Source organism: Alteromonas sp. ABV2_168, from assembly GCF_056161165.1.
Genome location: NZ_JBSWYQ010000001.1, coordinates 73,470 through 98,810, shown reverse-complemented (window position 1 = coordinate 98,810; position 25,341 = coordinate 73,470). Strand labels below are relative to the sequence as shown.

Genomic DNA, 25,341 nt, shown 5'->3' with positions numbered 1-25,341 from the left:
TGTAGAAAATTTACACCTTTTAAAGCATAACCGGTTTGATAAAACGCATACCCCGGCAAAATAGCGCCTTTTGAACTTTGCAGTCCGGGATATACTCTAACGCCTGTGATAATGCAGGTTTAGTTTCAACGGCAATTTTACGCAGTTGATAGCGTCTGAAAGATGATCGTTTTGCATCGTTTCTACGAATACCATTATCATTGTACGACCGTTTTTTTAGGGTAGGCATCCATCAATACTGTTTTCCGGCTTTTGCAAGAGAGCCTTTCTATCACGGGGCTTTAATGCACACTTTCCATCTGCACCACAGGAAAAGGAAATTCGCCCGGTTATGATTCACCGTTTTACTGTTAACGCCTGGCAGCGCTTTGTGCTGTCCTGCGCCCTTGTGTTACCTGCATTTTGCACCTTCGCCATCGATGTGGATATTGAAGGCGTAGAAGACGGGAAACTGGAAGATAATATCCGTTTACACCTTAACAGTCTGGATATCAGCAAAGATGTGTTGTCAGACCCGTTCTGGCAGGATGAGCTGGGCACGACTGTGTCAACAGCGGTTGAGCCTTTCGGCTATTACAACAGCACGACAACCGTAGAAGTATCCGGCGATGATGTGATCCTTCATGTGAATCTGGACACGCCGCTAACAGTGACCAATGTTACCCGTGAGATCATCGGTACCGGCCGTGAAGATAAAGATTTCCGTGACCGCTTTAATGCCTTTTCGCTGAAAAAAGGCGATGTATTGAATCAGCCGGTATACGAAAACTTTAAATCGTCCATGTTTAATTACGCGTTGTCCCACGGTTATTTTGACTTTAACTGGCAGGCAACGCGGCTCGACCTGGTCAGGGAAGAAAGAGCAGCCAATATTCTGCTTATCGCACAGAGCGGCCCCCGCTATAAGTTCGGTGAAGTAAAGCTGATTGGCGATCAGAAATCTGAAGCCATCCTCAACCGGTTAAAGCCCTTTGAATCCGGCGAGTATTACTCGTCAGCGAAACTGACAGAATTTAACCGCCGTCTGAATCAGTCGGGTTACTTCTCCCGTGTTATTGCCCGTCCGGTGGTCAGCGAAGCGGTGGATCTGACCGTGCCCGTTGAGATTACACTGGTACACAAGCCCAGGGATACCTTTAACGTGGGCCTGGGTGCAGCTACAGATACAGGTGCCCGGTTGCGGTTAAAATGGGAACGGCCATGGATCAACACCCGCGGGCATTCGGTCACCTCTGAACTGTTTTTATCTTCACCGGAGCAGTCGTTTACGGTGGACTACCGTATTCCAATGCAAGACATCACCAATGACTACCTCAGTATTGAAGGCGGTTACCAGTTTATTGATTACAGCAATACCAATACCGAGGCTGAAACCCTTACCGTTGCCGCTCACCGTTACTGGCAGGAAGCCAATTCCCCCTGGCAGCAGGACGGCTCGCTGACTTATCTGCGGGAAAATTACACCCAGGGTACGAGTGTGGAACAGACAACTCAGTTGGTCATGCCGGGGTACGCCATACGTTATCTGGATCGTAACGACCCGCTGAATATCACCAAAGGCACCTACCTCCAGGCGTTTTTCCAGTTTGGCCGTGACAACGCCGGTTCTGACATCAATATCACTAAAACCGTTTTGGAAGGCGGCATGATCCGCACACTCAATAAACACTGGCTGATGCTGAGAGCAGAGGGCGGTGCCATTGAGACCAATGACTTTTACCGTGTACCTGCATCACTGCGGTTTTTCGCCGGTGGTGATCAGAGTATCCGGGGCTTCGCTTACCGTGATATCTCACCGAAAAAGAATGTTTATATTGACCCGGAGACTGGTGAAGAGGTTGTTGACGTCATTATCGACCCGGAAACCGGAGAGGAACTGACCGACGTGTCGGTGGGCGGCCGCTACCTGGTGACGGCCAGTGTTGAATACGCCTACCGTGTAGCCGAAAACTGGCGTGCTGCGGTCTTCACTGACGCCGGTACGGCAACCAACGACTTTGACGAAGGCCTGGCTTATGGCTTTGGTGTGGGTTTTCACTGGTTATCGCCTATCGGACCTGTGCGGGTTTATGGTGCCAGAGGTCTGTCTGAATTCGAAAACAGCTGGCGGCTTCACTTTATTCTGGGGCCGGAACTATGAGCAGACGGAAGTTCACTTTCTGGTTTTTTACCATTCTGCTGCTGATTGTACTGATTGCAGGCCTTATCATCAGTCCGTTAGGTACGCCTGTGATCCGCTATATTGCGAACAAGGCTGTCGACGGATTACATATCGAAAATATCAACGGAACGGTACTCAGTGACTTCTCTGTAGAAGGCGTAAGCTGGCAGAACGAACAGTGGTCGGTAAACGTTAAACGGGCTGAAATCAATGTAGTTTTGGGCTGTCTCATCACATCCAAAGTGTGTATCGACTACCTGAATGTTGATGGCCCCCGTGTTGAGCAACTCTCCGGAGCACCGGCTGAGGATGAGCCGGAACCGGAAAGTACAGAACCGGTCGAAATTCCGGTTCCGGTGAAAATCAATGCATTAGGTATTACAGATGTGTCGGTTAAGTTGCTGGCAGGTCACATCACTCTGCAGTCTTTGTCACTGGAAGGTCAGGCCTTTAAAGAGGTGACGCTGTCACCAGTAAATATTGAAGGACTTATTGTCGCACTGCCAGAAAGTACAGAGAAAGCAGCAGATAAAACGGGTGATGACAAACCGGTGAGTTATGCACTGAGCTATAAAGCGCCGGAACTGCCTGAAATCGTCATCCCCATCCCGGTCACCGTGCAAGACTTCACCCTGCGTAATACACAGTTAAAGCAGGGCGACGCAGTGACGCAGGAAATGGCGCTGCTGAGTTTCAGTACCCTTACACTGGAATCAAGCGACATCGCACTGGATAAGCTCCACGTGGAACATACGCTGGCCAAACTCGATGCGGATGCAAAGGTGACCTTGTCCGGAGATTATCCTCTGTCTTTAGCAGCCAGTGCTGATGTTAATGCCGCCGGTGTGGAGGAGCAGGTCAACGTGTCTGCCGACGGCTCCCTGAAAGCTTTAGCACTGGATGTTGATGCCAGCGGAACATATTCAGCCAGCGTGACCGGTAACGCCAGCATTCTGGATGATACGCTGCCCCTTGAACTCTCTGTTAGCTGGCCGGAGCAACCTGTACCTGACGTTAAGGACACCAGATTGTGGGAAGGTGCGCTGGATCTCACAGGTACCATGGGCAACTACCATTTTACCGCCAAAACCGGTGCAAGCTTGCCGGATATCGGCGATATTCCCGTTGATGCCGATGTTGTACTCAACAGCAACAACATCACAGTGAATGCCCTGACAGTGGATATCCTGGAAGGGAAAATTACCAATACCGGCACACTGTTTTTAAATGAATCTGTCAGTTGGTCGGGAAAAACCAGACTTAACGGCATTTCAGCGCGCAGCTTGTCGCCCTATGCACCATCGCAAATTGAAGGCGGACTAACCAGTCTGATGCAGCTCACCGACAAGGGCGTTGAAGTCAGCGTTACCGATCTTGCAGTGGACGGCATCAGGGACGGTAGTGAGCTGAACGTGACAGGATCACTGGTGTACTCTCAGGCCAGCGATTTAATTGTTACCAACTTAGGTGTTGTACAGGAAAAAAACCGGGTTCACGTTGCCGCGCAAGTATTTAACCAGCGTTACATTAATGCAGATATCGACCTGGACGTAGACGCCACTGAGCAGCTTTATCCTGATGTATCCGGTCAGATAAAAGGTCGTATCAAAGCCAAAGGTGAATGGAGCGATCCGGTGGCGGAAGGTGACATCACACTCACCGGCGTAAAAGTATCGCCGGTACTGAGTGCGCTGGCCGCTGAACAGGGGGAAATGAACGGTAATCTGGGGATCAGCGGCTCTTTATCAGCACACAATTTTAATGTGGATCTCACCCTGCCTGATCATCATCTGAAACTGGAAATGGACGGCGCGTGGAAAGATGAACGCTACACCGCCGACATCACAAACAGCCAGCTGGGATTGCTGACAACACGGTGGCAGTTAAATCAGCCTTTCCGGGTTGCAGTGCGGCCAGAACCTTTCAGCATGAAAATATCTGAGAATTGTTGGGAGTCCCGTGAGAACGGTGAGCTTTGCATCGAAGATGTGCTGTTCAAAGATGAACGGACAAAATGGATTGTCAAAGCGAACGGTCTGCCACTCGGGTTGTGGGCCCATGAGCTGCTGCCCGACACATTTACAGCCAGTTCTGATGCGAAGCTGTCGGTGAATACAACCGGTGAATTTGGCAAGAATGCGCCAATGACAGCGAATTTTGATCTGGCAGTCACTCCGTCTGTCTGGACAATGGGGCCTGAACAGCAACTGAAGCTGAACCTTGATGAAGTCTCCGCCAAAGGCCGGTATGAAGATGATTTGCTTACCTCCACACTGAACATTCTCAGCGAACAGCTGGGGGCGGTAAACGCCGACATGAAAGTCAGACCCGTTGAAGAAAACATTCCGCTGGAAGGAACGGTGAATATCGACAATATCCGCATCGCACCGTTCAAACCCATGTCAAAAGCGATACGGGAACTGGAAGGCGCACTGAACGGCCAGCTGGCAATTAAAGGCACGGCAAGCTCACCGTCGCTCACCGGCAGCGTGAAGCTGACAAACGGCAATGTGGATATTGAAGATATGCCGGTGAAAATAGGCGACTGGGAACAGACTATCGAATTCGTTAACCGCAGTGCCACCTTTAACGGCGCGTTTTTGCTCGGTGAAGGAAAAGGGACGTTGTCCGGCGATGTTAGCTGGGAAGATGAGCTTACCGCTAATGTGAACCTTAAAGGCAAACGCTTCCAGATTAACCAGCGTGATATCCGCATGCAGGTGTCGCCTGACATTACAGCCAGCATCAAACCCAACAACGTAAAGGTGACCGGTAATGTGAACCTGCCCTGGGCCAGAGTAAAAATTGAAGAACTGCCTGCCAGTGCGGTTTCGCCATCCAAAGACGTGCATTTACGGGGCGAACCGCCGGTTGAAGACCCGCTGGATATTATTGATGCCACTGTCATGGTAAACATCGACAAAGACAAAACCGGCGAAGTAAAGTTGGATGCTTTCGGGCTGACAGCTAATCTATACGGCGGCATTGAAGTCAGAACCCATCCTGCACTGGTGGGATACGGCGATTTGCAGATCCTTGACGGACGCTACCAGGCCTATGGTCAGGACTTGATTATCCAGACCGGTGAAGTGCAGTTTAACGGCCCGTTGGATCAACCTATGCTGCTGGTTGAAGCTATCCGCGACCCGGACAAAACTGAAGATGGTGTGGTTGCAGGGATCCGCATTGACGGCGCGGCTGACAGCCCGAATATAAACTTATTCTCTGAGCCGGCAATGAACCAGAGTAACAGTTTGTCATACCTGTTAACCGGCTCCGGCCCGGGGTCATCCAGTTCTTCTTCGCCAGACTACAACGCCTTGCTGCTGGGCTTCGGTTTATCCAATACAGAGAAGCTTCAAGGCAAAGTGGGCAGTGCGCTGGGGATTGAAGATTTCAGCGTCGGCACCACATCAAGTGCAGGGGGCGGCGCAACGAAGTTATCATTGAATGGCCGCATAAACGATCGTCTTACTGTGCAATACAACGTTGACGTGGGCCTGAGCGGAGACAACAGCAGTACGCAAACACTGAGACGACGTCAGGAGCCACCCGACCTGGCACTGCGTTATCGTCTGTTACCCAAACTGTTTGTGGAAGGTGTACAGACAACCATTGAAGAACAAACGGAATTTGCTATCGATTTTTATTATGAGTTCTTTCTGGGCGGCCCGCAGGAAGCAGAGAAAAAAGCTGATGATGAGGCTGACGAGGAGTAATCATGCAATCTGTACCGTTTTCCATTCTTGACCTGGCGCACATCGGTGAAGGCCAGACGGCAGCCGATGCCTTTGAAAAAAGCAAAGCCATTGCGGCAGAAGCAGAAGCACAAGGCTACCAGCGCCTCTGGCTGGCAGAACACCACGGCATGCGGGGCGTAGCCAGTGCAGCAACAGCAGTATTACTGGCGGCCATCGGTAATGCCACCCGCCATATCCGTATCGGCTCCGGCGGCATTATGTTGCCCAATCACTCACCGCTGGTCATTGCCGAACAGTTCGGTACGCTGGCGACACTGTTTCCGGGCCGGATTGATTTAGGCCTTGGCCGGGCGCCGGGTACAGACATGGCGACGGCCATGGCGCTTCGCAGAAATATGCACGCCAGCGTGGATGACTATCCCGCCGATGTGCAGGCTCTGCAGGCGTATTTGTCTGATGACAAAGGTGGCAAGGGAGTTATCGCCATGCCGGGCGCAGGCACTCGTGTACCACTTTGGCTGCTGGGCTCCAGCCTTTACTCAGCAAAACTTGCCGGTCAGCTCGGTTTACCCTATTCATTTGCCTCCCATTTTGCACCGGAAATGTTGCAGGATGCCATAAGCGTTTACCGCGCCAGCTTCAGACCCTCTGAACAACTGGAGAAACCTTTAGTATCCGCCGGTGTGATGGCTGTAGTCGCTGATGACGAAGACGAGGCTGCCCGGCTGTTTACGTCGGTCCAGTTGCAATTTGCTAACCTGAGAAAGCAGGCCAACAAACCCATGCCAGCTCCGGTGGATCATATTGAAGCCGTATTGTCTGAATACGAAATCGCGGCCATCAATAACACCCTCCGCTTTGCCATTACCGGCACGCCGCAGCAGGCTGAGCACCAGATTGCACAGTTTATTGAGGCTACCGGCGTAGATGAGATGATTTTCTCATTCCCGGTCACCGATACCGGAAAATGCTTACAGGCAATCCGTCATGTTGGCAGCCTGACGTCAGTGATGACGAAGCAGGACTGGGCAGCCTGAACAACGCCTCAGGACTGGTTTTTAATCAAAGCCAGTTCCTGTAGCCTGGCTCTGAAGCGGCGTTCACGGCGCTGTCCCCACAGGTAACAGTGCAAAGAAAACACCACTCCCAACCCCAGAGCCCCGTAGAACCGCATTGAAGAAAAGTCCGGTTGAGCTGCTTTTTCACCGGTCACCAGTTCCCATCCCAGTATGCCGGCCAGATACAAAACAGCAAGCCAGCAGGAATGCTTCGTTAACATGGCAATTTTCACATTGTTGGCTATCTGACGGTAAAGCACATCCACATACGCCTGCGTGTTCACGGCATTACTGAAAGCTGCATGCCGGCGCAGCCAGAGCAGGTATCCCACCATCGGAATAGTGATGATAAGCAATCCCCAGATCACAGTACGGGAGAAAGACGACAGCTCATCTGCCATGATGTACAACATCAGTATGAGCGGCACCGGGCTTAGGAGATCGATCAGGATGTACAGCCGCTGCTTGCGACGCTGACCGGTGAGTTCACGCCGTAGCTTGTCGATGTCTATAGTCTGCACGTCCTGCGTCTGCCACAGGGCTGCCAGATCATCCGTATTATTCGTCATGATTTAACCTCCTCACCACTTCTTCTTTTGTGCGTTTCAGCAGCACACCGGCGTGGCTGGTTGTGATCCCGCAAACATCTGCAATTTCCCCGTAGGACAGCCCTTCAAGGGATAAAGTCAGCACCTGACGCCCCGGCAAAGGAAGGGTACGTACCACTGAGAGGAGCGCTTGTAATTGCTTGTCCTGTACGGTGGCGTCTTCAGGGTTTAATAATGCAGACACACCGTGTTCAGTGTTTTCATCCAGTTCATCAGTGCGGGGAAGCCGGGCGTTTGAAGCAACATGCGTGACCGCACGGTTGTGGGCTATTTTCAGAATGTAAGTTTTCAGGCTGCTCTTGTGTTCAAAGCGCTGCAGTCCCTGCCACACTGCAACAGCAATCTCCTGCAGCAATTCCTGACGCAGTGCATCATTGGCCTCGTAACCGGCGGCAACACGGCTCAGTAATCCGTTGTACTGTTTTAATATGCTGGCGAAATCTTCGGCCAAAATGGGTTCCCGTTCATACAAAAATTCCCTGTTTCCAATGTCATAGTCGCGGGACAAAGAAAAAAATTACAGTGATTTGTAATTTTTTTTATTCCGCCAGGACTACCTGATCAACACGCCGCCATTGCGGTTAAAAATAACCCTGATTACCCGGAGACAACCATGACTATTACCGCTGTGATAATTATCCTGAGTGTGCTGTCGGTTTCCCTGACCGTATGCTTTCTTGATGCCCGCTATAACCTGAAACTGGTCGCGTGGATGAACGGAGAGGTCACCAACCCGTTTATGCAGGCTTCATTCAGTGAAAAAGTCTCAGCAAAAAAACGGGATGATTCAGAAATGGCAGCCCTGAAAGCCCGTATCGCAGCCCTTGAAGCCATCGTGACAGAGCCTGCCTACGAGTTGAATCAGAAACTCAACCGGCTGTAACTGTTCTTACTTTGACAGGAAGGCAGACAACCGTCCGGCAGCAATATTCACCAGTCTTTGCCGCGCCTCTTTTGCCACCCATGCAGAATGGGGAGTGATAAGCAGGTTAGGCAGACCGGTATTTAACAGGGGATGATCTGCCGGGGGCGGCTCTGTCGACAGGCCATCAAGTCCGGCGCCGGCAATGTCCCCGTTTTTCAGCGCCTGTAACAACGCGGCTTCATCAATCAGCGCACCTCTGGCGGTATTAATAAGAAAAGCCGACGGCTTCATTTTACTCAGGCGCTGCGCATTGATGAGATGATGGGAATCCTCTGTCAGTAAACAGTGCAGCGACACCACATCAGCATCAGGTAACAAGCTGTCCAGCGACGGTCTGTCGTCATCCGCCTTGCCCGGTCTGGCAGCAACCGTGACACGCATACCCATCGCTTTTGCCATTTCAGCAAAACGCTGACCAAGTTCGCCATAACCCACAATCACCAGATGTTTGCCCGCCAGCTCCATGGCCGGATGATCCAGCAAACAAAAGTGCGGCCCTGCAGACCACTTGCCGGCGTTAACATCGCGGGCGTAAGGGGCAAACGAGGTAGACAAATTTAACAGCAGCATCAGTGCGTGCTGGGCAACGGCGTCAGTGCCGTAACCTTCCACATTGGCAACCTCGATACCGTGCTGCCCGCACCAGTCTTTATCAATATTATTGGTACCGGTTGCCAGAACACCTATGTACTTACATTGCTTTGCATGACGCAACACATCAGCGTCCAGCACCACTTTATTTACCAGGATGATATCAGCATCGTGCACTCTCTCTTTGCGCTCATCCGCTGTTGTGGTGGCATACTGTGTCAATGACACAGGCAGGTCAGTCAGGCAGGAAATATCAAGTTCTTCCGGCTTCAGCGTATCAGCATCCAGCAACACGGCCTTCATTCAGAATTCCTCCCTGATGGATTCCAGTGCGTCTTTGATATCAGCGGGAACAGGCACGGCATGATCGGTCTGCCGTTCAACATAAACATGGACAAATTGTCCGTGTGCCACGCGGCGCTTAGCATCGCCGGCATACACAGACAGCCCGTAAGTCACTGAACTGCGACCGACTTTAACCACACGCAGTCCAACAAAAATACTTTCCGGATAAGAAGCGGGAGAAATATACTGACACTGGGAGCTTACCACATAGGCAACAATATCCCGCGAGGCATCCGGACAACGCTCTTTGAGAAAACGGCTCACGCCCGTATCAAAGAAGCTGTAAAACGCCACATTGTTGATATGGCCATTTTCATCGTTATCCTGTAACCGTGTGGTTAACTCTACATGCCACGGGTAGTCACTTAATCCCGGTGTAAAATCCGTCATCCGTTCACTCCTTCTGCTTCTCAGCTAAACCACCTGCGGGCTTATATGCGTCTAGGGCAACAACACCAGGTCGTCGCGGTGGACAATCACCTCTCCATAGTCATAACCGAGAATATGGCGGATTTGATTGCTTTTCTGCCCTTTTATCTGGGCCAGATCTTTGGCGTCGTAAAGTGCCAGACCTTTCGCCAGCGCTTTCCCGTCGCAATGCAGCTCCACTGCATCTCCGGCAACAAATTTACCTGAAATGCCGGTGACACCGGAAGGCAGTAAAGAAGCGCCCCGGTCTGTGATAGCCCGGCGGGCACCCGCATCAATGTTGATAACACCGCGGGTTTTTAACGTATGGGTTAACCATAAAGATCGGGCGGTCTGACTGGACTGCCTTGCAGTAAATAATGTTCCCGGGCACTGGCCTTTGAGCAATGCATCAAAGGCTTTGCCATCACGGCCGTTGACGATAAGCGTTTGAATACCGCTATGGGTACATTTATCCGCTGCCTCAATTTTCGTCCGCATTCCGCCGGTGCCCATGGACGTTCCCGCTCCGCCGGCTAGTGCATAGATGTCCGGAGTAATGGAATCAACAACAGGGATCAGAGTAGCCGAGGCATCTTTGCGGGGATCGGCGGTGTACAAACCGTCGATGTCCGAGCACATGATCAGGGTATCAGCCTGTGCCACCAGCGCAGTATATGCACCAAGATTGTCGTTATCGCCGACTTTAAGTTCGGCCACCGCCACGGTGTCATTTTCATTCACAATGGGCAGCGCTTCATGTTTAAGTAATTCGCGCAGGGTGTTTTTAATATTGACGTACCGGGTACGGTCGCGAAGGTCATCCGCAGTCACCAGAATCTGGGCACAGGGACAGTCAAAAAAACGCTGCCAGTTCGCCATCATCTGCATCTGCCCGATCGCGGCCATGGCCTGTTTTTCGGCAATAGAAGCCGGATGGTTGATGGTTACCCGTCCACGTCCGGCAGCAATACTGCCTGATGACACGACAATCACTTCTTTTCCTGCAGCACGGCTTTCGGTAATGAACCGCGCCAGGGGCAGTAAATACTTAGCACTGACATGTAAACCATCAGGTGCGATTAACGCGCTGCCGACCTTTACGACGGCACGCTGCCAGGTGAAATTACTCATGAAGATAACTGATAAACAAAGAGAGTTTGAGAATACTGCAAACCCATTCAGAAAAAAACGCATATCCGCGCTTTCCCAAAGAACAATTTGTCATGCCGCAGTTTATTCTGATCTGAAGGTCTGTGATGTAAGCTTCAGTTTGCGGTGAGTACATAGCTATCTACGGCTAAAAACTGCATTACTTTTGAAAAAAGATATAACATAACAAATCAGACTCGTCAGAGTTAGATTCAAGTTACAAGGATATATATGAGCACGCGACAAAAGCGACTGCTTTGGCTGGCTCCTGTACTGGGTTTACTGGTTCAGGCTCCGTTTGCCTCCGCAGCGATAAAACAAACAAAGGGCGACTTCGAAGATAAATTCAGACAACTCGACGAAGTACTTCCTACCCCTAACGTATACAGAAACGCCGCCGGTGAAGCTGGTCATCAGTACTGGCAGCAGCAAGTCGATTACGTCATTAATGCAAAACTCGACGAAGAAAAACGCCGTATTGATGCTTCTGAAAAGATTTCTTATCACAACAATTCACCTGACACGCTGAAGTATCTTTGGATCCAGCTTGATCAGAACAAATTCCGTGATGATTCCATGTCAGCCCTCACCACTACCTTTGGCGGCATCGGTAACCGTGGTCCGGCGACGCAGTCAGCCAGCGGCGACAGCCCGGCTAAACTGAGTATGGGTGCACTGCGCCGTCAGCAATTCGTTGACGATCACGAACTGGGCTATCAAATTAAAGCCGTTGAAAGTGCCGGTAAAGCGCTGCATCACGTGATTGTAGGCACGCTGATGCGTGTAGATCTGGCAACACCGCTGAAACCCGGCAAATCAGTCGATTTCACCATCGAATTCGGTTACAACATCGTTGAAGAAGACGCAGTCTCTGCCCGTTCAGGTTATGAACACTTCCCTGATGACGAACGCGAAGGCGGCAACGACATCTTCCTGCTGGCGCAGTGGTTCCCCCGTCTGGCGGCTTACACTGACTACGAAGCCTGGACGAATAAAGAATTTATCGGCCGCGGTGAATTTACCCTGGAATTCGGTAACTACGATGTGTCTATGACCGTACCGGCTGACCACATTGTTTCTTCTACCGGTGTGCTGCAGAACCCGAAAGACGTACTTACCAGCACTCAGCGTAAGCGTCTGGAAGAAGCGAAAACCGCTGACCGCCCGGTCTTTATCGTAACCGCCGAAGAAGCGCTGGAAAACGAGAAAGAAGGCACAGGCAAAACCAAAACCTGGCGCTTCAAAGCTGACAACGTGCGTGACTTTGCGTGGGCATCTTCACGTAAATTCATGTGGGATGCCAAAGGCGTAGAGCAGGACGGCCCGCAGAAACACGTTATGGCCATGTCTTTCTATCCGAAAGAAGGTGGCGACCTGTGGAAGAAATATTCTACAGAGTCAGTGGTGCATACGCTGGACGTATATAACCGTTTCACCTTCAGCTACCCGTACCCTACAGCCCAGTCTGTTAACGGCCCTGTTGGCGGTATGGAATATCCGATGATTTCCTTCAACGGCCCGCGTACTGAGTTACAGGACGATGGTTCACGTACTTACTCGCTGTCTGAAAAGCGCTTCCTTATCGGTGTGGTTATCCACGAAGTGGGTCACAACTACTTCCCGATGATCGTTAACTCTGACGAACGTCAGTGGACCTGGATGGATGAAGGCCTGAACAGCTTCCTGGACGGCGTTGCCGGCCGCGAGTGGGATCCGAACATTCCATGGGGTGTTGAACCCCGCGATGTTACCGGCTACATGAAGTCTTCATCTCAGGTACCCATCATGACCCAGTCTGACTCGGTACTGCACCTGGGCCCGAATGCTTATACCAAGCCGGCAGTTGCACTGAACATTCTTCGCGAGACCATTCTTGGCCGTGAGCTGTTTGATTTTGCCTTTAAAGAGTATGCACAGCGCTGGATGTTCAAGCGTCCAACGCCATCAGACTTCTTCCGGACAATGGAAGAAGCTTCCGGTGTCGATCTCGACTGGTTCTTCCGTGGCTGGTTCTATACTACCGATCATGTCGATATTTCACTGGACCGTGTGTATAAGCTGCGCCTGGACACGAAAGATCCTGACATCGACCTGGCCCGTCAGCGCGAAGCTGAAATGGATAAGCCTCTGTCTCTGACCGACGAGCGTAACCGTGAAGAAGGCCGCAAGCTATGGGTTGAGCGTTTCGACGACATCAAAGATTTCTACGATGACAATGATCAGTACACACCAACTAACAAAGACCGCAACAAGTACCGCGAATTCCTGAACAAACTGGAACCGTGGGAACGTGAAACCTTTGAGCGTGCTGTACGTGAAGACAAAAACTACTACGTCATGGACTTCAGCAACCTGGGCGGACTGGTTATGCCAATTCTGCTGGAAATGGAATTTGCAGACGGTACCAAACAGTCAATGCGTATTCCTGCTGAAATCTGGCGCCGTACACCGAAAGCTGTCTCTAAGCTGGTCGTGACCGACAAAGATAAAGAGCTGGTAAGCGTTACTGTGGATCCCCGCTGGGAAACTGCTGACGTAGATGTGGAAAACAACTACTACCCGCGCCGCATTATTCCTTCACGTATCGAAGCGTATAAGGCGAAGAAGAGCGAAGCCCGTACCTCAATGGATCTGATGCAGGACAGCAAAGCTGAACTGAAAACAGATGACGGAGAGGGTGATGACAACTAAGTCTCACCGCATGATTCAGTGGAGCTTTGCGGCTCTGCTGATGATGGTTTGTCAGGCAGTCTCTGCCCATCAGATTAAAGCGGCAATCACCACGGTTCTGTTCAATCCGAGAACAGAAAATATTGAGGTGATGCACCGGTTTAATCTGCATGATGCGGAACATGCTGTAAAAGCACTGTTCGATAAGCGTGCAGATATTCTGGATGACAAAACCACTCAGCAGGCTTTCACTGATTACGTGATGGCCCGCTTTGCATTACTGAATGCAGACGGCGAAAGTCTGGGGCTGAAAACCGTAGGTTATGAAGTGGATGGTAAGTTTTTCTGGGTTTACCAGGAAACCGAACAACCACCTTCGCTGGAAGGTCTCAGTATCCGTCACGATGCACTCAGAGACTTGTGGCCCGCACAAATTAATACACTTAACGTGGAAGGACAGGGCGACGTAAAAACCCTGACATTCCGTGATAACGTGGAATTACTCAGTGTGGAGTTCGCTAACAGCTCTGCGCGCCACCACTAAAGTCTTATATCTTCACATTGACCCGCTTGCCCGTATTGCATCATAGTTAACCACACTGTTTTCGCGTTACGGGTAAGTGTTATGTCTGAAACGACTCCTCAAACCAACAGCTTCACTGACAAAAAGAATATTATGTGGGTGTTGCTATCCGGCGCTATGGCCATTCTTTTCGTTGCGCTGTTATTTATTCCGGGCGCCACCAGCCCCGACAGCACCCTTTCAATTTATGCCGCCATGATCTGGTGCGGTATTTTCTCCGCTACGGTTTTCCGTTACCTGGGCAAAAACGGCTGGACCGGATTTGCAGCAGGCAGTGCAGCCGGATTCTGCATTCAGCTCCTTTCTGCATTCGTGACACTATGAGCGATGAGCCGGACGGCAAACCCGTCCCCTCTGGCAGACTGTCGCGGGTAATAGGTCTGGGCTCTCTGGCTGGGCGCATTGCCGGCAATATGGTGACCAGTGGTGCCGGACAATTACTGAAAGGGCAGCGGCCTGCAATGGCTGACTTGTTGCTGACGCCGGCCAACATCACCCGCATAGCCGACAAACTGGCCACTATGCGCGGTGCCGCCATGAAAGTAGGGCAACTTATTTCCATGGACGGCGGAGATTTTCTTCCTGAAGAACTGTCCGCAATCCTTGCCCGTCTGCGGGAAGATGCCAGTCCGATGCCCAAAGTCCAGCTTACTGAAGTGCTGAGCAATGCACTGGGTGAAAACTGGCTGGACAACATGCTGTATTTTTCTTTTGCCCCTGTCGCCGCCGCGTCTATCGGTCAGGTCCATAAAGCCATCACTCCCGACGGCACAATGCTGGCGTTAAAAGTCCAGTACCCCGGCGTACGTGAAAGCATCGACAGTGATGTTGATAATGTGGCCACACTGGTTCGGATGAGTGGTCTTATCCCTAAAACGCTGGATATTGCACCGGTGCTGGAAGAAGCGAAACAGCAGCTTAAACAGGAAGCTGATTACCTGCGGGAAGCGTATATGCTGGACACCTACCGTTCCCGTTTGCAGGATGATGATGCGTTTATTGTGCCCCACAGCTACCCGTCGCTGTGTACTGAAAATGTCCTTGCCATGTCTTTTGAAAAAGGGGATGACATAGAGTCGGTACTGCAACTGGAACAAGACCTGCGTAACGGGATCATGAGCGCACTGATGAGGTTGTTTTTCAGAGAAGTCTTCGATTTTAAACTGATACAGAGCGATCCGAATCTGGCAAATTACCGCTATGACCCCGTTTCCGGAAAAATTATTCTGCTGGATTTCGGTGCCACCAGAGAAATTGCCCCGGCTATGGCTGAAGGATACCGTTCGCTTTTGCGCGCGGCGGCAAACAATGATGCTGACGCCATGCTCAGTGCGGCTTTGTCTATAGGACTTGTCACGAGTGAACATACCACTCAGCAGCAAACCAAAGTCGTTGAACTCGGAATGACCGCCTGTGAAGCGATACATGTTGACGGCAGCTATGATTTTGGTAACAGTGACCTGATAATGCGGTTACACAATATGGGTACCGCACTGACGTACCGGGAAAATTTCTGGCATGTGCCGCCGGCAGATGCTCTGTTCATTCACCGTAAACTGGGCGGATTATTCCTGCTGGCCAGACGGTTAAAAGTACAGATGAATCTACGCCATATTGCTTCACCCTGGATTCAGTAGGGTAATGCCATAGTGAATGGTAACGCTACAGAATGTGACGCTTTTGGCGGATTGCCAATCATCTCATCGTAGGGGGTGTCATGCTTCATCACCGATTTTTCTACATGACAATGAGCGAACAACTCGCGGATCTGTCCTGCGCTGTAAAAACGCATGGGCTTGTCTTCGTTATCGTAAACCTGTCCCGAACGCTGGCCGATGCAAATAAGTACCAGATATACGTTCATTTCGAATGACTGCACTTCAAGGTAATCAATGACTACAGGGTCGTTTTCGATATCGCGAAAGTAGAATTTGTTCATCGCTGCTCTCCGTTAACCTGTCTGAAGTGTACAAATACCATTCAGAAAGGACTACTTTTACAGACGGAATTCCCATTAAGATGTTGTAATGAAGCGCTCCGTTTTTTCGCATTTTTTCTGGTTATAGCAAAGATAATGCGATCAAAATCAGGCTTTTCTGAGTAGAAAAGTGTTAGAAAAGAGGAATTTGCTATTAGTACGGAACAAATTGATCCATTGATTCTCAAAACAGAGAACACATCTCTGGTAGTATGATAGCCGTGCTATCTCAGGACAGTTGAATTCAGCCAATTTCTGAGGCGAATGTCCTGAGGTAGCACGGGTTTATGATCCAGAGGGAACATTACAGGGTGAAAAGTTTATGAGTGATGATTCAGAAAAGAAAACGCTGGCGCCGCATATTTTAATTATCGCGGTGATTGTAGTGGTCATAATTGCAGTTCTGTTGTGGCCGTCGAAGGAAGAACCTGCACCGGTTACCGAAGAAGTGCCGGCAGAAGAAATGCCAGTTCTGCCTGACGAGCCGGACGATTTTCAGCCCGCCCCGCCACCGGAACCGGTAGATATTGATCCCGTTGACGAGCCGGAACCTATGCCGGAACAGCCAGAGCCTGAACCGGAACCTCTGGATGTGTCGGATAAGGGCGTAGAAGAAGCCTTAAATGCTATTTCAGGTACGGAAGAAGCGAACAACCTGATTGTGAATGAGGGTCTTATTCAGCGCTTTGTTGTTACAGTGACCAATCTGGCCAATGATGAAATGCCTGCGACCCAGCAGGTACCGTTAACCGCACCGGAGCAAACATTCAAAGTTTACCGTCAGGCTGATAAAGAGTGGATTGATGCCGCCAGCTACAAGCGTTACACGCCGTACGTTACCATGATGGAAAGTTTTGATAATGAAGCTCTGCTAGATCTGTTCAAACGTTACAAAGGGGAAATCCAGTCGAAGTATGACGAGATTGGACAGCCCGGCCAGCCGTTTGAATCTGTCGTGGTGGAAGCTATCGATCAACTGCTCGATACCCCGGAAGTACCTGTTCCTGTAGAAGTATACTCGGACTCAGTTGCCTACAAATATGCTGATCCGCAACTGGAAGAACTCAGCACGCCGCAAAAGCAATTGCTGAGAACCGGCCCGGACAATATGCGCCGTATCAAGGCGAAATTACGGGAATTGAAATCTCTGCTTGCAGACGATGGATTTTAACCGGTTTCAGGCTCAGATAGAGTCGCACCCGTCAGATGACGGGTGCAACCTCCCTCCGGTAGAACAATGGCATCCGCCATTTTGCGGTAACATCGATATGTGCATCACTGCCTCCGGTGAATGGCAATATCAGCAATCTTCTGTTAAACGATTATCCCTTGTCAGACTTTTTTCCTCTGTTTTAGTAAAAGAAAATGACGATTATTTTCTGGTAACACCGGTGGAGAAAGTCGGTATACAGGTAGAGGATGTGCCTTTTGTTATTATTCAGTGGGCAATGGAAGATAATCACCTCAGATTAACCACACAAACCGGTGATACATTCACTGTCAGCGCCTCTCATCCCGGCACACTGCGGGCTTCTTTAGACGGCACCTTTTTACCTTACGTGAATGTACGGCGTAACTTGTGGGCCAGACTTCATCAGAATGTTTACTATCAGTTACTCAACGAAGCTGAGGAAAAAACAGCGCCCGACGGCACCACCCGCTTCACAGTTCAAAGCGGTGATTATGAGCTCATTCTCGGAGAAATCAGCGAATAACCTTTGCCGTACTGGTATCCGCACAGTCATTTCATTACAGTAGAAAACCCACACACTGATAACGATAATGACAATGAAAAAACTCTCTTTATGTATAACAGCCCTGTTGGGACTGAACACTTTACCCCTGCAGGCAGACACCCTCATTCATGCCGGCAACTTATTTTCTGCAACTGACGACTCTCTGCAAAGCCGGATGACAATTGTGGTCGACGGCAACAAGATAACCGCGGTGAAAAAAGGCTATATCAGCGCTGAAGACGGCGACACAGTGATTGATCTTAAAAATCATACGGTAATGCCGGGACTGATGGACATGCACGTTCACCTTTCCTCCCAGCAGGGCCCGTCTTCTTACATGGAACGCTTCACGCTCAACGAAGCTGACTACACCCTGAAAGCGGCACACTTTGCGGAGAAAACCCTGTCTGCCGGCTTCACAACCGTGCGTAATCTGGGTGACGGATACAACGAAACCATCGCACTGCGAAAAGCCATTGATAAAGGCCTGGCACAGGGGCCGCGTATTTTCTCTGCCGGTAAATCGATTGCGACAACCGGCGGACATGCAGATCCCAGTAACGGGATGGCACACAAACTTCGCCCTGATGTCGGACCGGAGCAGGGTGTTATAAACGGCGTTGCTGAAGCCCGCGATGCAGTGCGCCAGCGCTATCAGGATGGTGCTGACGTGATAAAAATTACTGCCACCGGCGGCGTTCTGAGCGTAGCGAAAAGCGGCCAGAATCCGCAGTTTATGGACGATGAACTGGAAGCCATTGTTGCTACGGCTAATGACTACGGCATGACAGTGGCTGTGCATGCTCACGGAAAAGAAGGTATGAAGCGGGCCATTAAAGCCGGTGTGACGTCTATCGAGCATGGTACTTACATGGACGATGAGATCATGGATTTAATGAAAGAACACGGCACCTGGTATACCCCGACAATTCTCGCCGGCGAGTTTGTGGCTCAGAAAGCGAAAATCGACGGATTCTTTCCGGAACTTGTCAGACCCAAAGCTGCCGCCATCGGCCCGTTGATCCAAAACACCTTCTCCAAAGCGTATAAAGCGGGTGTAAGCATTGTGTTTGGCACTGACAGCGGCGTTTCTGCACATGGCGATAACGCTCAGGAATTTGCGCTGATGACAGAAGCAGGCATGCCTGCTGCTGAAGCATTGCGCAGTGCAATGGTTTCACCGGCAAAACTGCTGAATATCAGTGATGAACTCGGCACTATCGAAAACGGTAAACTGGCCGACATCATTGCAGTTGAAGGTAATCCCCTTGAGGACATCAGGGTGATGGAGAAGGTTGTCTTTGTTATGAAGGACGGGGCAATCTTCAAACAATAACGGAAGATTATGCCCATAACGAAAAAGTTAAAACGTACGACGAAGAAAATGGTGGATTCCAGGCACATGCTGAAAGGCATTACTTTGGCGTCATTTCTGGAATCTACCATCGTACCTGTGCCCCTGGAAGCGATCCTCATACCGCTGATGCAGACAAGGAGGGAAAAGCTCTGGAGCATTGCCCTGATGGCCACTCTGGGGTGTGTTGTTGGTGCATTATTCGGTTATGCGCTGGGGTATTATCTTTTCGATTTAACCGGCGACTGGATCATCAATACCTTTTCTGACCCGGAACAATTTAAGCAAGTTTCAGCTAAAATGGAGCAGCAGGGTTTCTGGTTTGTGCTGACGCTCGGGATTGCCCCCATTCCGTTTCAGATAGCCATGCTGGCAGCGGGTGCAACAAAATACTCCCTGCTGTTGTTCTTACTGGCCACGGTCATCGCCAGGTCCATACGGTATTTTGGTCTGGCACTGGCGGTATATGTTGCCGGAGACAAAGCTGAAGCGTTAATCAGGCGATATAAAACAAAGGCAATACTTGCACTGACTGCTGTCGTGCTGTTGATCTGGTATATCACTACATTGTTTTAACCGGGCAACAGCATTAAATTTAATTTGATAATAATTCTCATTTGCATTACTTTTAATTCAGGAGGTGCGTATGATGAAAACCCATTATCTTAGCCCGGAATACTGGAAGTGGCTGCAATCCCACCCGGAGCATGCCCGCAACCATTTTACACAAACCAGTCAAACTGCGCTGGAAAAGGCAAAGTCCGGTGAAATGGAATCCGCCCGTCAGACAGCAGGGGAAGCTTATGAGATCGCGCAGGCGGTATTGCTTTCTTTGCAGGCACCGGAAACCTCCCCGGCCTCACAGAGAAAAGATTTGACCGCTTATGGTGCTGCTGCCATACAGCTTGCACGCAGCCATGCTGCTACAGGGAACATTGAAGATGCTGCCACCTGTCTTGATGCGGCATCACAGCAAATCTATGCGCTGGCCCCGCTGTTTGCATTACACCCTGAGTTACTGACGATGCTGCAACAAATTACGTTTTCACTGCAGAAAGGGCTGGCCTTCTACCAACGGCAAACATTATCTTCAAGGGTACTTCACTAGTGACCTTACCGGTGGACAGCCAGTCATCCACAACCATAACGCTGGAAGTGGATATCAGGCTTCTGAAGCATATGCTACGGCAGAGGATTTTGCACATCAGCGATCTCCGCTGCCAGTCTCATGATGACAAAGTGCGCTTACAGCGGCTCTTACTTCAGGCCATCACGGAAAGCCATTAATTTTAGCAACAGATAAATCGCTATCAGCAGTTATTTGCGTATTCAAATAATATAGGAAAAAGCTTGCGGGTTTTCCCCCTGCCAGCGTAACGAATACCGGATAAGATACTGTGATCGCTTCAACCACTATCAGCTATATTGCCCGCGCCGGATATGGTGCAAAAACCGTTGTTTATATTCTTCTTGGTATTTTCGTTATAACCACAGCATTTACGTTCCTGCAATCTGAAGAACCCACTCAGGACCATGTTTTCAGAACACTCCTGGAGCAGCCTTTAGGATGGTATCTGCTCGCCGGCGTAGTATGCGGGCTCGTCTGCTATATGTTATGGCGTCTTATTCAGGCCTTTCTGAATACCGAGAACCTGGATATGTCAAAAGCCGGCGATGTGATCACCAGAGCTTTCTTTGTATTATCAGCGACGATTTACGGAGTCGGGGCCTGGGGTGCAATCAGAGTGCTGATTGGTACCGGTAATTCAGATAAAGACAGCAGTAAACAGGTTTCACAGGAATTAATGCAGCAGGCGTGGGGAGAATGACTGGTTGCTGCCATCGGTACGGGTATTCTGATATTTTCTTTCATCCAGCTAAAGCATGCCTGTAAAGCCGATTTCATGGAAAAATTTAATACTCATCATATGCGGGACAGTGAGATTCATATCAGCCGTATTGCCGGCAGACTCGGCTATCTCGCGAGGGGTGTTGTTTACATTCTGGTAGGTGCTTTTTTTATTCAGGCGGCAATTGAACTGGATCCGTCAGAGGCAGGTGGAATTAAAGAAGCATTCAGTACTATTTTAAATCAGCGGTACGGGCAGTATGGACTTGCTGCGACAGGTGCCGGCATAGCCATGTTTGGCATTTTCTGTGGTTTTGAAACAATTTACCGCACCACGCCGGGAAACCGGTAATAAAAAGCCGGCGTATCACCGGCTTTAAAAACTGTTTGTATGAGATAACGGCTACAGCCCTTTCTTAATCAGAAACTGATAAGGCAATGCATCAGTCTGACTTGCCACCAGCGTGTGTTGCATAAACCGGCAAAACCCCGGGATATCCCGCTCTGTTGCCGGATCATCTGCGGTGATCAGAACCGTTTCACCTTCTTGCATTTTCCGCACTTTCAGACGCACCATCATCACAGGTTCCGGGCAACGGAGGCCCAGTGTGTCCAGTTCGTGGTCCGGGCTGGCGAAGAGGGGATTATCCAATCCCATATGACTCACGGTACTGACGAATTGACGCCATGTGCTCTGCGTGCGCACCGGTTTCTTCCAGATAAGCAATTACGTCATTCAGAGACACGATAGAAACTACCTGTGTACCAAAATCACGTTCCACTTCCTGAATAGCAGACAGCTCGCCTTTACCCCGTTCCTGGCGATCCAGCGCAATCAGTACACCGGCCAGAGAGGCACCGTTCTGAGCAATAAGCTCCATTGACTCACGGATAGCTGTTCCGGCAGTGATCACATCATCCACCAGCATAATACGGCCTTCCAGCGGACTGCCTACCAGATTACCGCCTTCACCGTGATCTTTCGCTTCCTTACGGTTAAAGCAATAAGGCACATCCATATCATGATGATCAGCTAAGGCTACTGCTGTGGTTGTGGCAATAGGGATCCCTTTGTAAGCAGGGCCAAACAGTACATCGAAGCCTATGCCGGAATCCGCCAGTGCTGCCGCGTAGTAACGACCCAATTTGGCCAGATCGCCACCTTTGTTGAACAACCCGGCATTAAAGAAGTAAGGACTTGTACGGCCTGACTTCAGGGTAAACTCGCCAAATTTCAGCACGCCACGGGCGATGGCAAACTCAATAAACTCTCTTTTAAACGCTTTCATCTGCTCTCCTTACGCAAGAGCCGCTTTCTGAACATCAAACAGTTCACGCAGACCGTGCTTAGCGATATCCAGCATTTCGTGCATTTCATCAAAGGAGAACGGTTCGCCCTCCGCGGTACCCTGGATCTCAATCAGCTTGCCGGTTTCGGTCATTACTACGTTCATGTCGGTTTCGGCTGCTGAATCTTCGGTATATTCCAGGTCAGCAATTGGCGTACCTTCGTAAATACCCACAGACAATGCTGCTACCATGAATTTCAGCGGGTTAGTTTTGATAATGCCTTTAGCACGCATGAAGGTAAGGGCATCCACCAGTGCAACACAGGCACCAGTGATAGAAGCGGTACGTGTTCCGCCGTCAGCCTGAATAACGTCACAATCCAGTGTTATTGTGTTTTCACCAAGCAGTTTCAGATCAAGTGCCGCACGCAAAGAGCGGGCGATCAGGCGCTGAATTTCAAGGGTACGGCCGCCTTGTTTACCCCGTGCTGCTTCACGCTGGCTGCGGGTATGCGTTGCCCGCGGCAGCATACTGTATTCAGCCGTTACCCAGCCCTTTCCCTGACCCTTCATAAAACGCGGTACACCTTCTTCCACCGTCGCAGTGCAAAGTACCTTGGTATTACCGAATTCGACTAAAACCGAACCTTCAGCATGACAAGTGTAATTGCGGGTAATCGTAACGGGACGGATCTGACTGGCGGTTCTGCCGCTTGGACGCATAGGAGTCTCCTGAGAAAAGGTCATAAATCTGTATTTTTTAACAGGCGCAAGTATAGCGTAAATACACCGGCAAATTGAATCCGGCGGGAAGGGAATTAAGGCGTAAAAAAGTAAAACGCCGCATAAATGCAGCGTTATCAGATTATTTTAATGTTTCAGAGAGGAAATTCACGACCTTCTGATAGTACTCGCCGCGGTTGGTTTCATCATAGAAACCATGTGTTTCCGAGTCTTTCACGAACCACTCATAGGATTTGCCAGCTTTGTCCAGGGCACTTTTCAGACGTTCGGCGTGCTCAAGGGGAACCCGGCGGTCACGGGCACCATGGGCAATAAGTACCGGACCGGACAGTTTGCTCACGTGGGACACAGGGGAAAATGCAGTTAACTGAGCGGGGTCAGTACCCAGCACTTTTTCCAGATAGGCATCACCGGTGAGGAATTCAGTAATGTCACCTTTCTCCAGTGCCAGATTAAGATCATAGACGCCGGCATTAGCAACAGCACACTTGAACAGGTCGGGTGCCAGTTCTGCAGACATCACCGCAGAATAGCCACCAAAACTACCGCCCATGATACACACTTTGTCTTTATCGATATGTCCCTGAGAAATGATGTAGCGTGTACCGTCGATAATATCCTGCTGAATATCGTCACCCCAGTGCTTGTAGCCGGCAACCTGATAATCGCCGCCATAGCCACCGGAACCACGGTAGTTCACCTGAAGAACAGCATAACCTTCGTTCGCCAGTAACTGAACTTCACGGTCAAACCACCATAAATCACGTACATAGTGCGGACCGCCATGAACAAGAGTTACCAGAGGAACTTTCTGTCCCTGTTTCATCGTAACAGGGTAGGTAACGAAACCGTGAATTTTCATTCCGTCTGACGCTTCAAAACTCACCGGTTTGGTTTCAGAGAAGTCGTCTACGGAAATGTGTTCAAGGTTAGCGAACAGCTGGCTCAGGCTATTGGCAGATTTGTTGTAAAGATAATAGGTACCGGCATCAATATCGCTGGTGGCATAGATGAGCCACAAATTGCCGTCTGCTGAACGGCTGACCATATTCACGTTGTAACCCGGCAGGGCACCCAGCAAGTCTTTAAAGATTCTGGCTTCTTCACCGGCACTGTCGAAAACCATGTACGCCGGCATACCGTCATCCACGCGGATAGCATAGGCAGAGGACTTATCGGTTGTCAGATTTACCTGAGACAAAGACACTACATCATCGGTGTATATTTCTTTTCGCTCACCGGTCTTGAGATTCATCCGGAAAAGGCCGACTTTGTCCTGTTCGAAATTATCCAGGTAAATCACTTCCGTGGCATCTTCGTTCAGAGATACCGGATGGAAAGCCTGCCCGAATTGCTCACTGATTTCTTCCCAGTCATCGCCTTTACGACGAAAAATAAGCGTATCGTCATTCTTATTTGTGCCGGTTGCCATGATCAGGTTACCACTGTCATCAGTAAAAATGTCAGATTGTGGCGCGGGCGCATAAGCCTTGGCGGGGTACAATTTGCCGCTGTAAACGTTCAGACGGTGAATTGATGCGATGCTGTCGTAGCTGGCAGAAAGACGCTGAACGAAACCAATCCGGTCTACGTTCATCGGCTCTGATGCAATCAGGATCTCATTGTCGTTATCCGGCATTGTACTGATCACGCGGGCCCAGCCATCTACGCTTTTCTTTCTTTTAATCCGGGTATTCTGACGCTCTTCGACGTTGAATCCATAGATAATCTCGCCGTTAGTACCGTCGTAATTAATAGCGTAAAGTTCGCCCCAGAACTGAGGTTCAGATTGCCATGGCTCTTTACGCCAGATTTCCATTACCAGGCGATCATTATTCGCCCAGTAAAAGGTACCGACCTCATTTCCCCCGCGCATGGCCATTCCGCCAACCGTTGAGAAATCTTTCATGTCCAGCACGGCAAGGTTTCTGATGCCATCCTGTACAACCACGATGGCCAGACGGTCTCCGTCCGGTGATATTTTGGCATCTGCGTAAATAGCATTTTTAGCTATGTCCTGCGGTGTGAAAGCCGCAAAAGCAGAAAAAGAAAGGAACAAAAATGCGACCAGCGCACCTAATTTCTTATACGACATGTGGGTCATCCCTGAGTAAACATACTTCTGATAATGAGGCATTATCTCTGAAATCAGAATCCATTAAATGTAACAAATTTATCCGGTAACAGAA

At 50.1% G+C, this 25,341-nt stretch carries 25 protein-coding genes; 15 read left to right on the top strand and 10 right to left on the bottom strand.

Annotated features, from left to right (window positions below):
* Positions 1-331: 331 nt before the first annotated feature.
* The 3 genes from ACXAH4_RS00500 to ACXAH4_RS00490 are packed head-to-tail and all read left to right on the top strand — an operon-like array spanning position 332 to position 6,899.
* Positions 332-2,140 (top strand): autotransporter assembly complex protein TamA, encoded by a 1,809-nt coding sequence (locus tag ACXAH4_RS00500; protein WP_474848680.1) that lies wholly within the window; start codon positions 332-334, stop codon positions 2,138-2,140.
* On the top strand, positions 2,137-5,880 hold the full coding sequence (locus tag ACXAH4_RS00495; protein ID WP_474880281.1) for a translocation/assembly module TamB domain-containing protein: 3,744 nt from the start codon (positions 2,137-2,139) through the stop codon (positions 5,878-5,880). The genes ACXAH4_RS00500 and ACXAH4_RS00495 overlap by 4 nt, the downstream gene beginning before the upstream one ends.
* On the top strand, positions 5,880-6,899 hold the full coding sequence (locus ACXAH4_RS00490; RefSeq protein ID WP_474880637.1) for an LLM class flavin-dependent oxidoreductase: 1,020 nt from the start codon (positions 5,880-5,882) through the stop codon (positions 6,897-6,899). The genes ACXAH4_RS00495 and ACXAH4_RS00490 overlap by 1 nt, the downstream gene beginning before the upstream one ends.
* Positions 6,900-6,907: 8 nt before the next feature.
* On the opposite strand, the gene ACXAH4_RS00485 is transcribed toward ACXAH4_RS00490, so the two are convergent.
* Both ACXAH4_RS00485 and ACXAH4_RS00480 read right to left on the bottom strand, forming a co-directional pair.
* Positions 6,908-7,489, bottom strand: a complete 582-nt coding sequence (locus ACXAH4_RS00485; RefSeq protein ID WP_474848684.1) for a hypothetical protein — start codon at positions 7,487-7,489, stop codon at positions 6,908-6,910.
* Positions 7,479-7,979: an RNA polymerase sigma factor gene (locus ACXAH4_RS00480; RefSeq protein ID WP_474848686.1), complete on the bottom strand. Its 501-nt coding sequence runs from the start codon at positions 7,977-7,979 to the stop codon at positions 7,479-7,481. The genes ACXAH4_RS00485 and ACXAH4_RS00480 overlap by 11 nt, the downstream gene beginning before the upstream one ends.
* Before the next feature lie 162 nt (positions 7,980-8,141).
* Here ACXAH4_RS00480 and ACXAH4_RS00475 point away from each other — a divergent pair, with 162 nt between their 5' ends.
* Complete coding sequence (locus tag ACXAH4_RS00475; RefSeq protein WP_474842236.1) at positions 8,142-8,411, top strand: hypothetical protein; 270 nt, start codon at positions 8,142-8,144, stop codon at positions 8,409-8,411.
* Positions 8,412-8,417: 6 nt separating this feature from the next.
* On the opposite strand, the gene ACXAH4_RS00470 is transcribed toward ACXAH4_RS00475, so the two are convergent.
* From ACXAH4_RS00470 to proB, 3 genes are read right to left on the bottom strand one after another with little or no spacing between them, the layout of a single operon-like run.
* A complete protein-coding gene (locus tag ACXAH4_RS00470) occupies positions 8,418-9,347 on the bottom strand; it encodes a D-2-hydroxyacid dehydrogenase (protein WP_474880279.1) in 930 nt (309 codons plus the stop codon).
* Positions 9,348-9,779, bottom strand: a complete 432-nt coding sequence (locus tag ACXAH4_RS00465; protein ID WP_119503180.1) for an acyl-CoA thioesterase — start codon at positions 9,777-9,779, stop codon at positions 9,348-9,350.
* Positions 9,780-9,830: 51 nt separating this feature from the next.
* Positions 9,831-10,931, bottom strand: coding sequence for a glutamate 5-kinase (gene proB / locus ACXAH4_RS00460; protein ID WP_474880277.1), 1,101 nt, complete (start codon positions 10,929-10,931; stop codon positions 9,831-9,833).
* A 249-nt stretch (positions 10,932-11,180) separates the two neighbouring features.
* On the opposite strand from proB, the gene ACXAH4_RS00455 reads away from it, so the two are divergent.
* The 4 genes from ACXAH4_RS00455 to ACXAH4_RS00440 all read left to right on the top strand — a co-directional run bounded on the left by ACXAH4_RS00455 (position 11,181) and on the right by ACXAH4_RS00440 (position 15,839).
* Positions 11,181-13,640, top strand: coding sequence for a M1 family metallopeptidase (locus ACXAH4_RS00455; protein WP_474848691.1), 2,460 nt, complete (start codon positions 11,181-11,183; stop codon positions 13,638-13,640).
* A complete protein-coding gene (locus ACXAH4_RS00450) occupies positions 13,630-14,163 on the top strand; it encodes a DUF6702 family protein (protein ID WP_474848693.1) in 534 nt (177 codons plus the stop codon). Before ACXAH4_RS00455 ends, ACXAH4_RS00450 begins: the two co-directional genes overlap by 11 nt.
* Positions 14,164-14,244: 81 nt before the next feature.
* On the top strand, positions 14,245-14,526 hold the full coding sequence (locus tag ACXAH4_RS00445) for a hypothetical protein (RefSeq protein WP_474880276.1): 282 nt from the start codon (positions 14,245-14,247) through the stop codon (positions 14,524-14,526).
* Positions 14,523-15,839 carry an ABC1 kinase family protein gene (locus ACXAH4_RS00440; RefSeq protein ID WP_474880274.1) on the top strand — a complete coding sequence of 439 codons (1,317 nt, stop codon included), beginning with the start codon at positions 14,523-14,525 and terminating at the stop codon, positions 15,837-15,839. The genes ACXAH4_RS00445 and ACXAH4_RS00440 overlap by 4 nt, the downstream gene beginning before the upstream one ends.
* On the opposite strand, the gene ACXAH4_RS00435 is transcribed toward ACXAH4_RS00440, so the two are convergent.
* The gene (locus ACXAH4_RS00435; RefSeq protein WP_474880273.1) at positions 15,833-16,141 is read right to left on the bottom strand and encodes a DUF6482 family protein; all 309 of its coding nucleotides are present in this window, start codon (positions 16,139-16,141) and stop codon (positions 15,833-15,835) included. The two genes, ACXAH4_RS00440 and ACXAH4_RS00435, sit on opposite strands and share 7 nt — an antisense overlap.
* Before the next feature lie 361 nt (positions 16,142-16,502).
* On the opposite strand from ACXAH4_RS00435, the gene ACXAH4_RS00430 reads away from it, so the two are divergent.
* The 7 genes from ACXAH4_RS00430 (at position 16,503) to ACXAH4_RS00400 (ending at position 21,471) form a co-directional block, all read left to right on the top strand.
* Positions 16,503-17,351 (top strand): DUF3014 domain-containing protein, encoded by an 849-nt coding sequence (locus ACXAH4_RS00430; protein ID WP_474848697.1) that lies wholly within the window; start codon positions 16,503-16,505, stop codon positions 17,349-17,351.
* Positions 17,341-17,895 (top strand): DUF1285 domain-containing protein, encoded by a 555-nt coding sequence (locus ACXAH4_RS00425; RefSeq protein ID WP_474848836.1) that lies wholly within the window; start codon positions 17,341-17,343, stop codon positions 17,893-17,895. Before ACXAH4_RS00430 ends, ACXAH4_RS00425 begins: the two co-directional genes overlap by 11 nt.
* Positions 17,896-17,968: 73 nt before the next feature.
* Positions 17,969-19,252, top strand: coding sequence for a metal-dependent hydrolase family protein (locus tag ACXAH4_RS00420; protein WP_474880635.1), 1,284 nt, complete (start codon positions 17,969-17,971; stop codon positions 19,250-19,252).
* Positions 19,253-19,261: 9 nt separating this feature from the next.
* On the top strand, positions 19,262-19,846 hold the full coding sequence (locus ACXAH4_RS00415) for a YqaA family protein (protein WP_474848701.1): 585 nt from the start codon (positions 19,262-19,264) through the stop codon (positions 19,844-19,846).
* Positions 19,847-19,916: 70 nt separating this feature from the next.
* Complete coding sequence (locus ACXAH4_RS00410) at positions 19,917-20,378, top strand: hypothetical protein (protein WP_474842248.1); 462 nt, start codon at positions 19,917-19,919, stop codon at positions 20,376-20,378.
* A 289-nt stretch (positions 20,379-20,667) separates the two neighbouring features.
* Entirely contained in the window at positions 20,668-21,099 is a 432-nt protein-coding gene (locus ACXAH4_RS00405) for a DUF1206 domain-containing protein (protein ID WP_474880272.1), read from the top strand.
* 75 nt (positions 21,100-21,174) lie between these two features.
* Positions 21,175-21,471 carry a DUF1206 domain-containing protein gene (locus tag ACXAH4_RS00400; protein ID WP_474880270.1) on the top strand — a complete coding sequence of 99 codons (297 nt, stop codon included), beginning with the start codon at positions 21,175-21,177 and terminating at the stop codon, positions 21,469-21,471.
* Between the two features lie 51 nt (positions 21,472-21,522).
* On the opposite strand, the gene tusA is transcribed toward ACXAH4_RS00400, so the two are convergent.
* From tusA to ACXAH4_RS00380, 4 genes are all read right to left on the bottom strand, one after another.
* A complete protein-coding gene (gene tusA, locus ACXAH4_RS00395) occupies positions 21,523-21,777 on the bottom strand; it encodes a sulfurtransferase TusA (protein WP_303572503.1) in 255 nt (84 codons plus the stop codon).
* Complete coding sequence (pyrE, locus tag ACXAH4_RS00390; RefSeq protein ID WP_474848706.1) at positions 21,764-22,408, bottom strand: orotate phosphoribosyltransferase; 645 nt, start codon at positions 22,406-22,408, stop codon at positions 21,764-21,766. Before pyrE ends, tusA begins: the two co-directional genes overlap by 14 nt.
* A 9-nt stretch (positions 22,409-22,417) precedes the next feature.
* Entirely contained in the window at positions 22,418-23,131 is a 714-nt protein-coding gene (rph, locus tag ACXAH4_RS00385; protein ID WP_474842253.1) for a ribonuclease PH, read from the bottom strand.
* A 142-nt stretch (positions 23,132-23,273) separates the two neighbouring features.
* Positions 23,274-25,247, bottom strand: coding sequence for an alpha/beta hydrolase family protein (locus ACXAH4_RS00380; protein WP_474842255.1), 1,974 nt, complete (start codon positions 25,245-25,247; stop codon positions 23,274-23,276).
* Between the last annotated feature and the right edge of the window lie 94 nt (positions 25,248-25,341).

What these genes read in the sequence shown, in the direction of transcription:
- tusA (WP_303572503.1), bottom strand. Translation starts at nt 21,777, where the DNA reads ATGGGATTGGATAATCCCCTCTTCGCCAGCCCGGACCACGAACTGGAC.
- ACXAH4_RS00430 (WP_474848697.1), top strand. Translation starts at nt 16,503, where the DNA reads ATGAGTGATGATTCAGAAAAGAAAACGCTGGCGCCGCATATTTTAATT.
- ACXAH4_RS00415 (WP_474848701.1), top strand. Translation starts at nt 19,262, where the DNA reads ATGCCCATAACGAAAAAGTTAAAACGTACGACGAAGAAAATGGTGGAT.
- ACXAH4_RS00475 (WP_474842236.1), top strand. Translation starts at nt 8,142, where the DNA reads ATGACTATTACCGCTGTGATAATTATCCTGAGTGTGCTGTCGGTTTCC.
- ACXAH4_RS00400 (WP_474880270.1), top strand. Translation starts at nt 21,175, where the DNA reads ATGGAAAAATTTAATACTCATCATATGCGGGACAGTGAGATTCATATC.
- ACXAH4_RS00445 (WP_474880276.1), top strand. Translation starts at nt 14,245, where the DNA reads ATGTCTGAAACGACTCCTCAAACCAACAGCTTCACTGACAAAAAGAAT.
- ACXAH4_RS00465 (WP_119503180.1), bottom strand. Translation starts at nt 9,779, where the DNA reads ATGACGGATTTTACACCGGGATTAAGTGACTACCCGTGGCATGTAGAG.
- ACXAH4_RS00380 (WP_474842255.1), bottom strand. Translation starts at nt 25,247, where the DNA reads ATGTCGTATAAGAAATTAGGTGCGCTGGTCGCATTTTTGTTCCTTTCT.
- ACXAH4_RS00425 (WP_474848836.1), top strand. Translation starts at nt 17,341, where the DNA reads ATGGATTTTAACCGGTTTCAGGCTCAGATAGAGTCGCACCCGTCAGAT.
- ACXAH4_RS00435 (WP_474880273.1), bottom strand. Translation starts at nt 16,141, where the DNA reads ATGAACAAATTCTACTTTCGCGATATCGAAAACGACCCTGTAGTCATT.
- ACXAH4_RS00420 (WP_474880635.1), top strand. Translation starts at nt 17,969, where the DNA reads ATGAAAAAACTCTCTTTATGTATAACAGCCCTGTTGGGACTGAACACT.
- ACXAH4_RS00410 (WP_474842248.1), top strand. Translation starts at nt 19,917, where the DNA reads ATGATGAAAACCCATTATCTTAGCCCGGAATACTGGAAGTGGCTGCAA.
- ACXAH4_RS00450 (WP_474848693.1), top strand. Translation starts at nt 13,630, where the DNA reads ATGACAACTAAGTCTCACCGCATGATTCAGTGGAGCTTTGCGGCTCTG.
- ACXAH4_RS00470 (WP_474880279.1), bottom strand. Translation starts at nt 9,347, where the DNA reads ATGAAGGCCGTGTTGCTGGATGCTGATACGCTGAAGCCGGAAGAACTT.
- proB (WP_474880277.1), bottom strand. Translation starts at nt 10,931, where the DNA reads ATGAGTAATTTCACCTGGCAGCGTGCCGTCGTAAAGGTCGGCAGCGCG.
- ACXAH4_RS00440 (WP_474880274.1), top strand. Translation starts at nt 14,523, where the DNA reads ATGAGCGATGAGCCGGACGGCAAACCCGTCCCCTCTGGCAGACTGTCG.
- pyrE (WP_474848706.1), bottom strand. Translation starts at nt 22,408, where the DNA reads ATGAAAGCGTTTAAAAGAGAGTTTATTGAGTTTGCCATCGCCCGTGGC.
- ACXAH4_RS00495 (WP_474880281.1), top strand. Translation starts at nt 2,137, where the DNA reads ATGAGCAGACGGAAGTTCACTTTCTGGTTTTTTACCATTCTGCTGCTG.
- rph (WP_474842253.1), bottom strand. Translation starts at nt 23,131, where the DNA reads ATGCGTCCAAGCGGCAGAACCGCCAGTCAGATCCGTCCCGTTACGATT.
- ACXAH4_RS00500 (WP_474848680.1), top strand. Translation starts at nt 332, where the DNA reads ATGATTCACCGTTTTACTGTTAACGCCTGGCAGCGCTTTGTGCTGTCC.
- ACXAH4_RS00485 (WP_474848684.1), bottom strand. Translation starts at nt 7,489, where the DNA reads ATGACGAATAATACGGATGATCTGGCAGCCCTGTGGCAGACGCAGGAC.
- ACXAH4_RS00455 (WP_474848691.1), top strand. Translation starts at nt 11,181, where the DNA reads ATGAGCACGCGACAAAAGCGACTGCTTTGGCTGGCTCCTGTACTGGGT.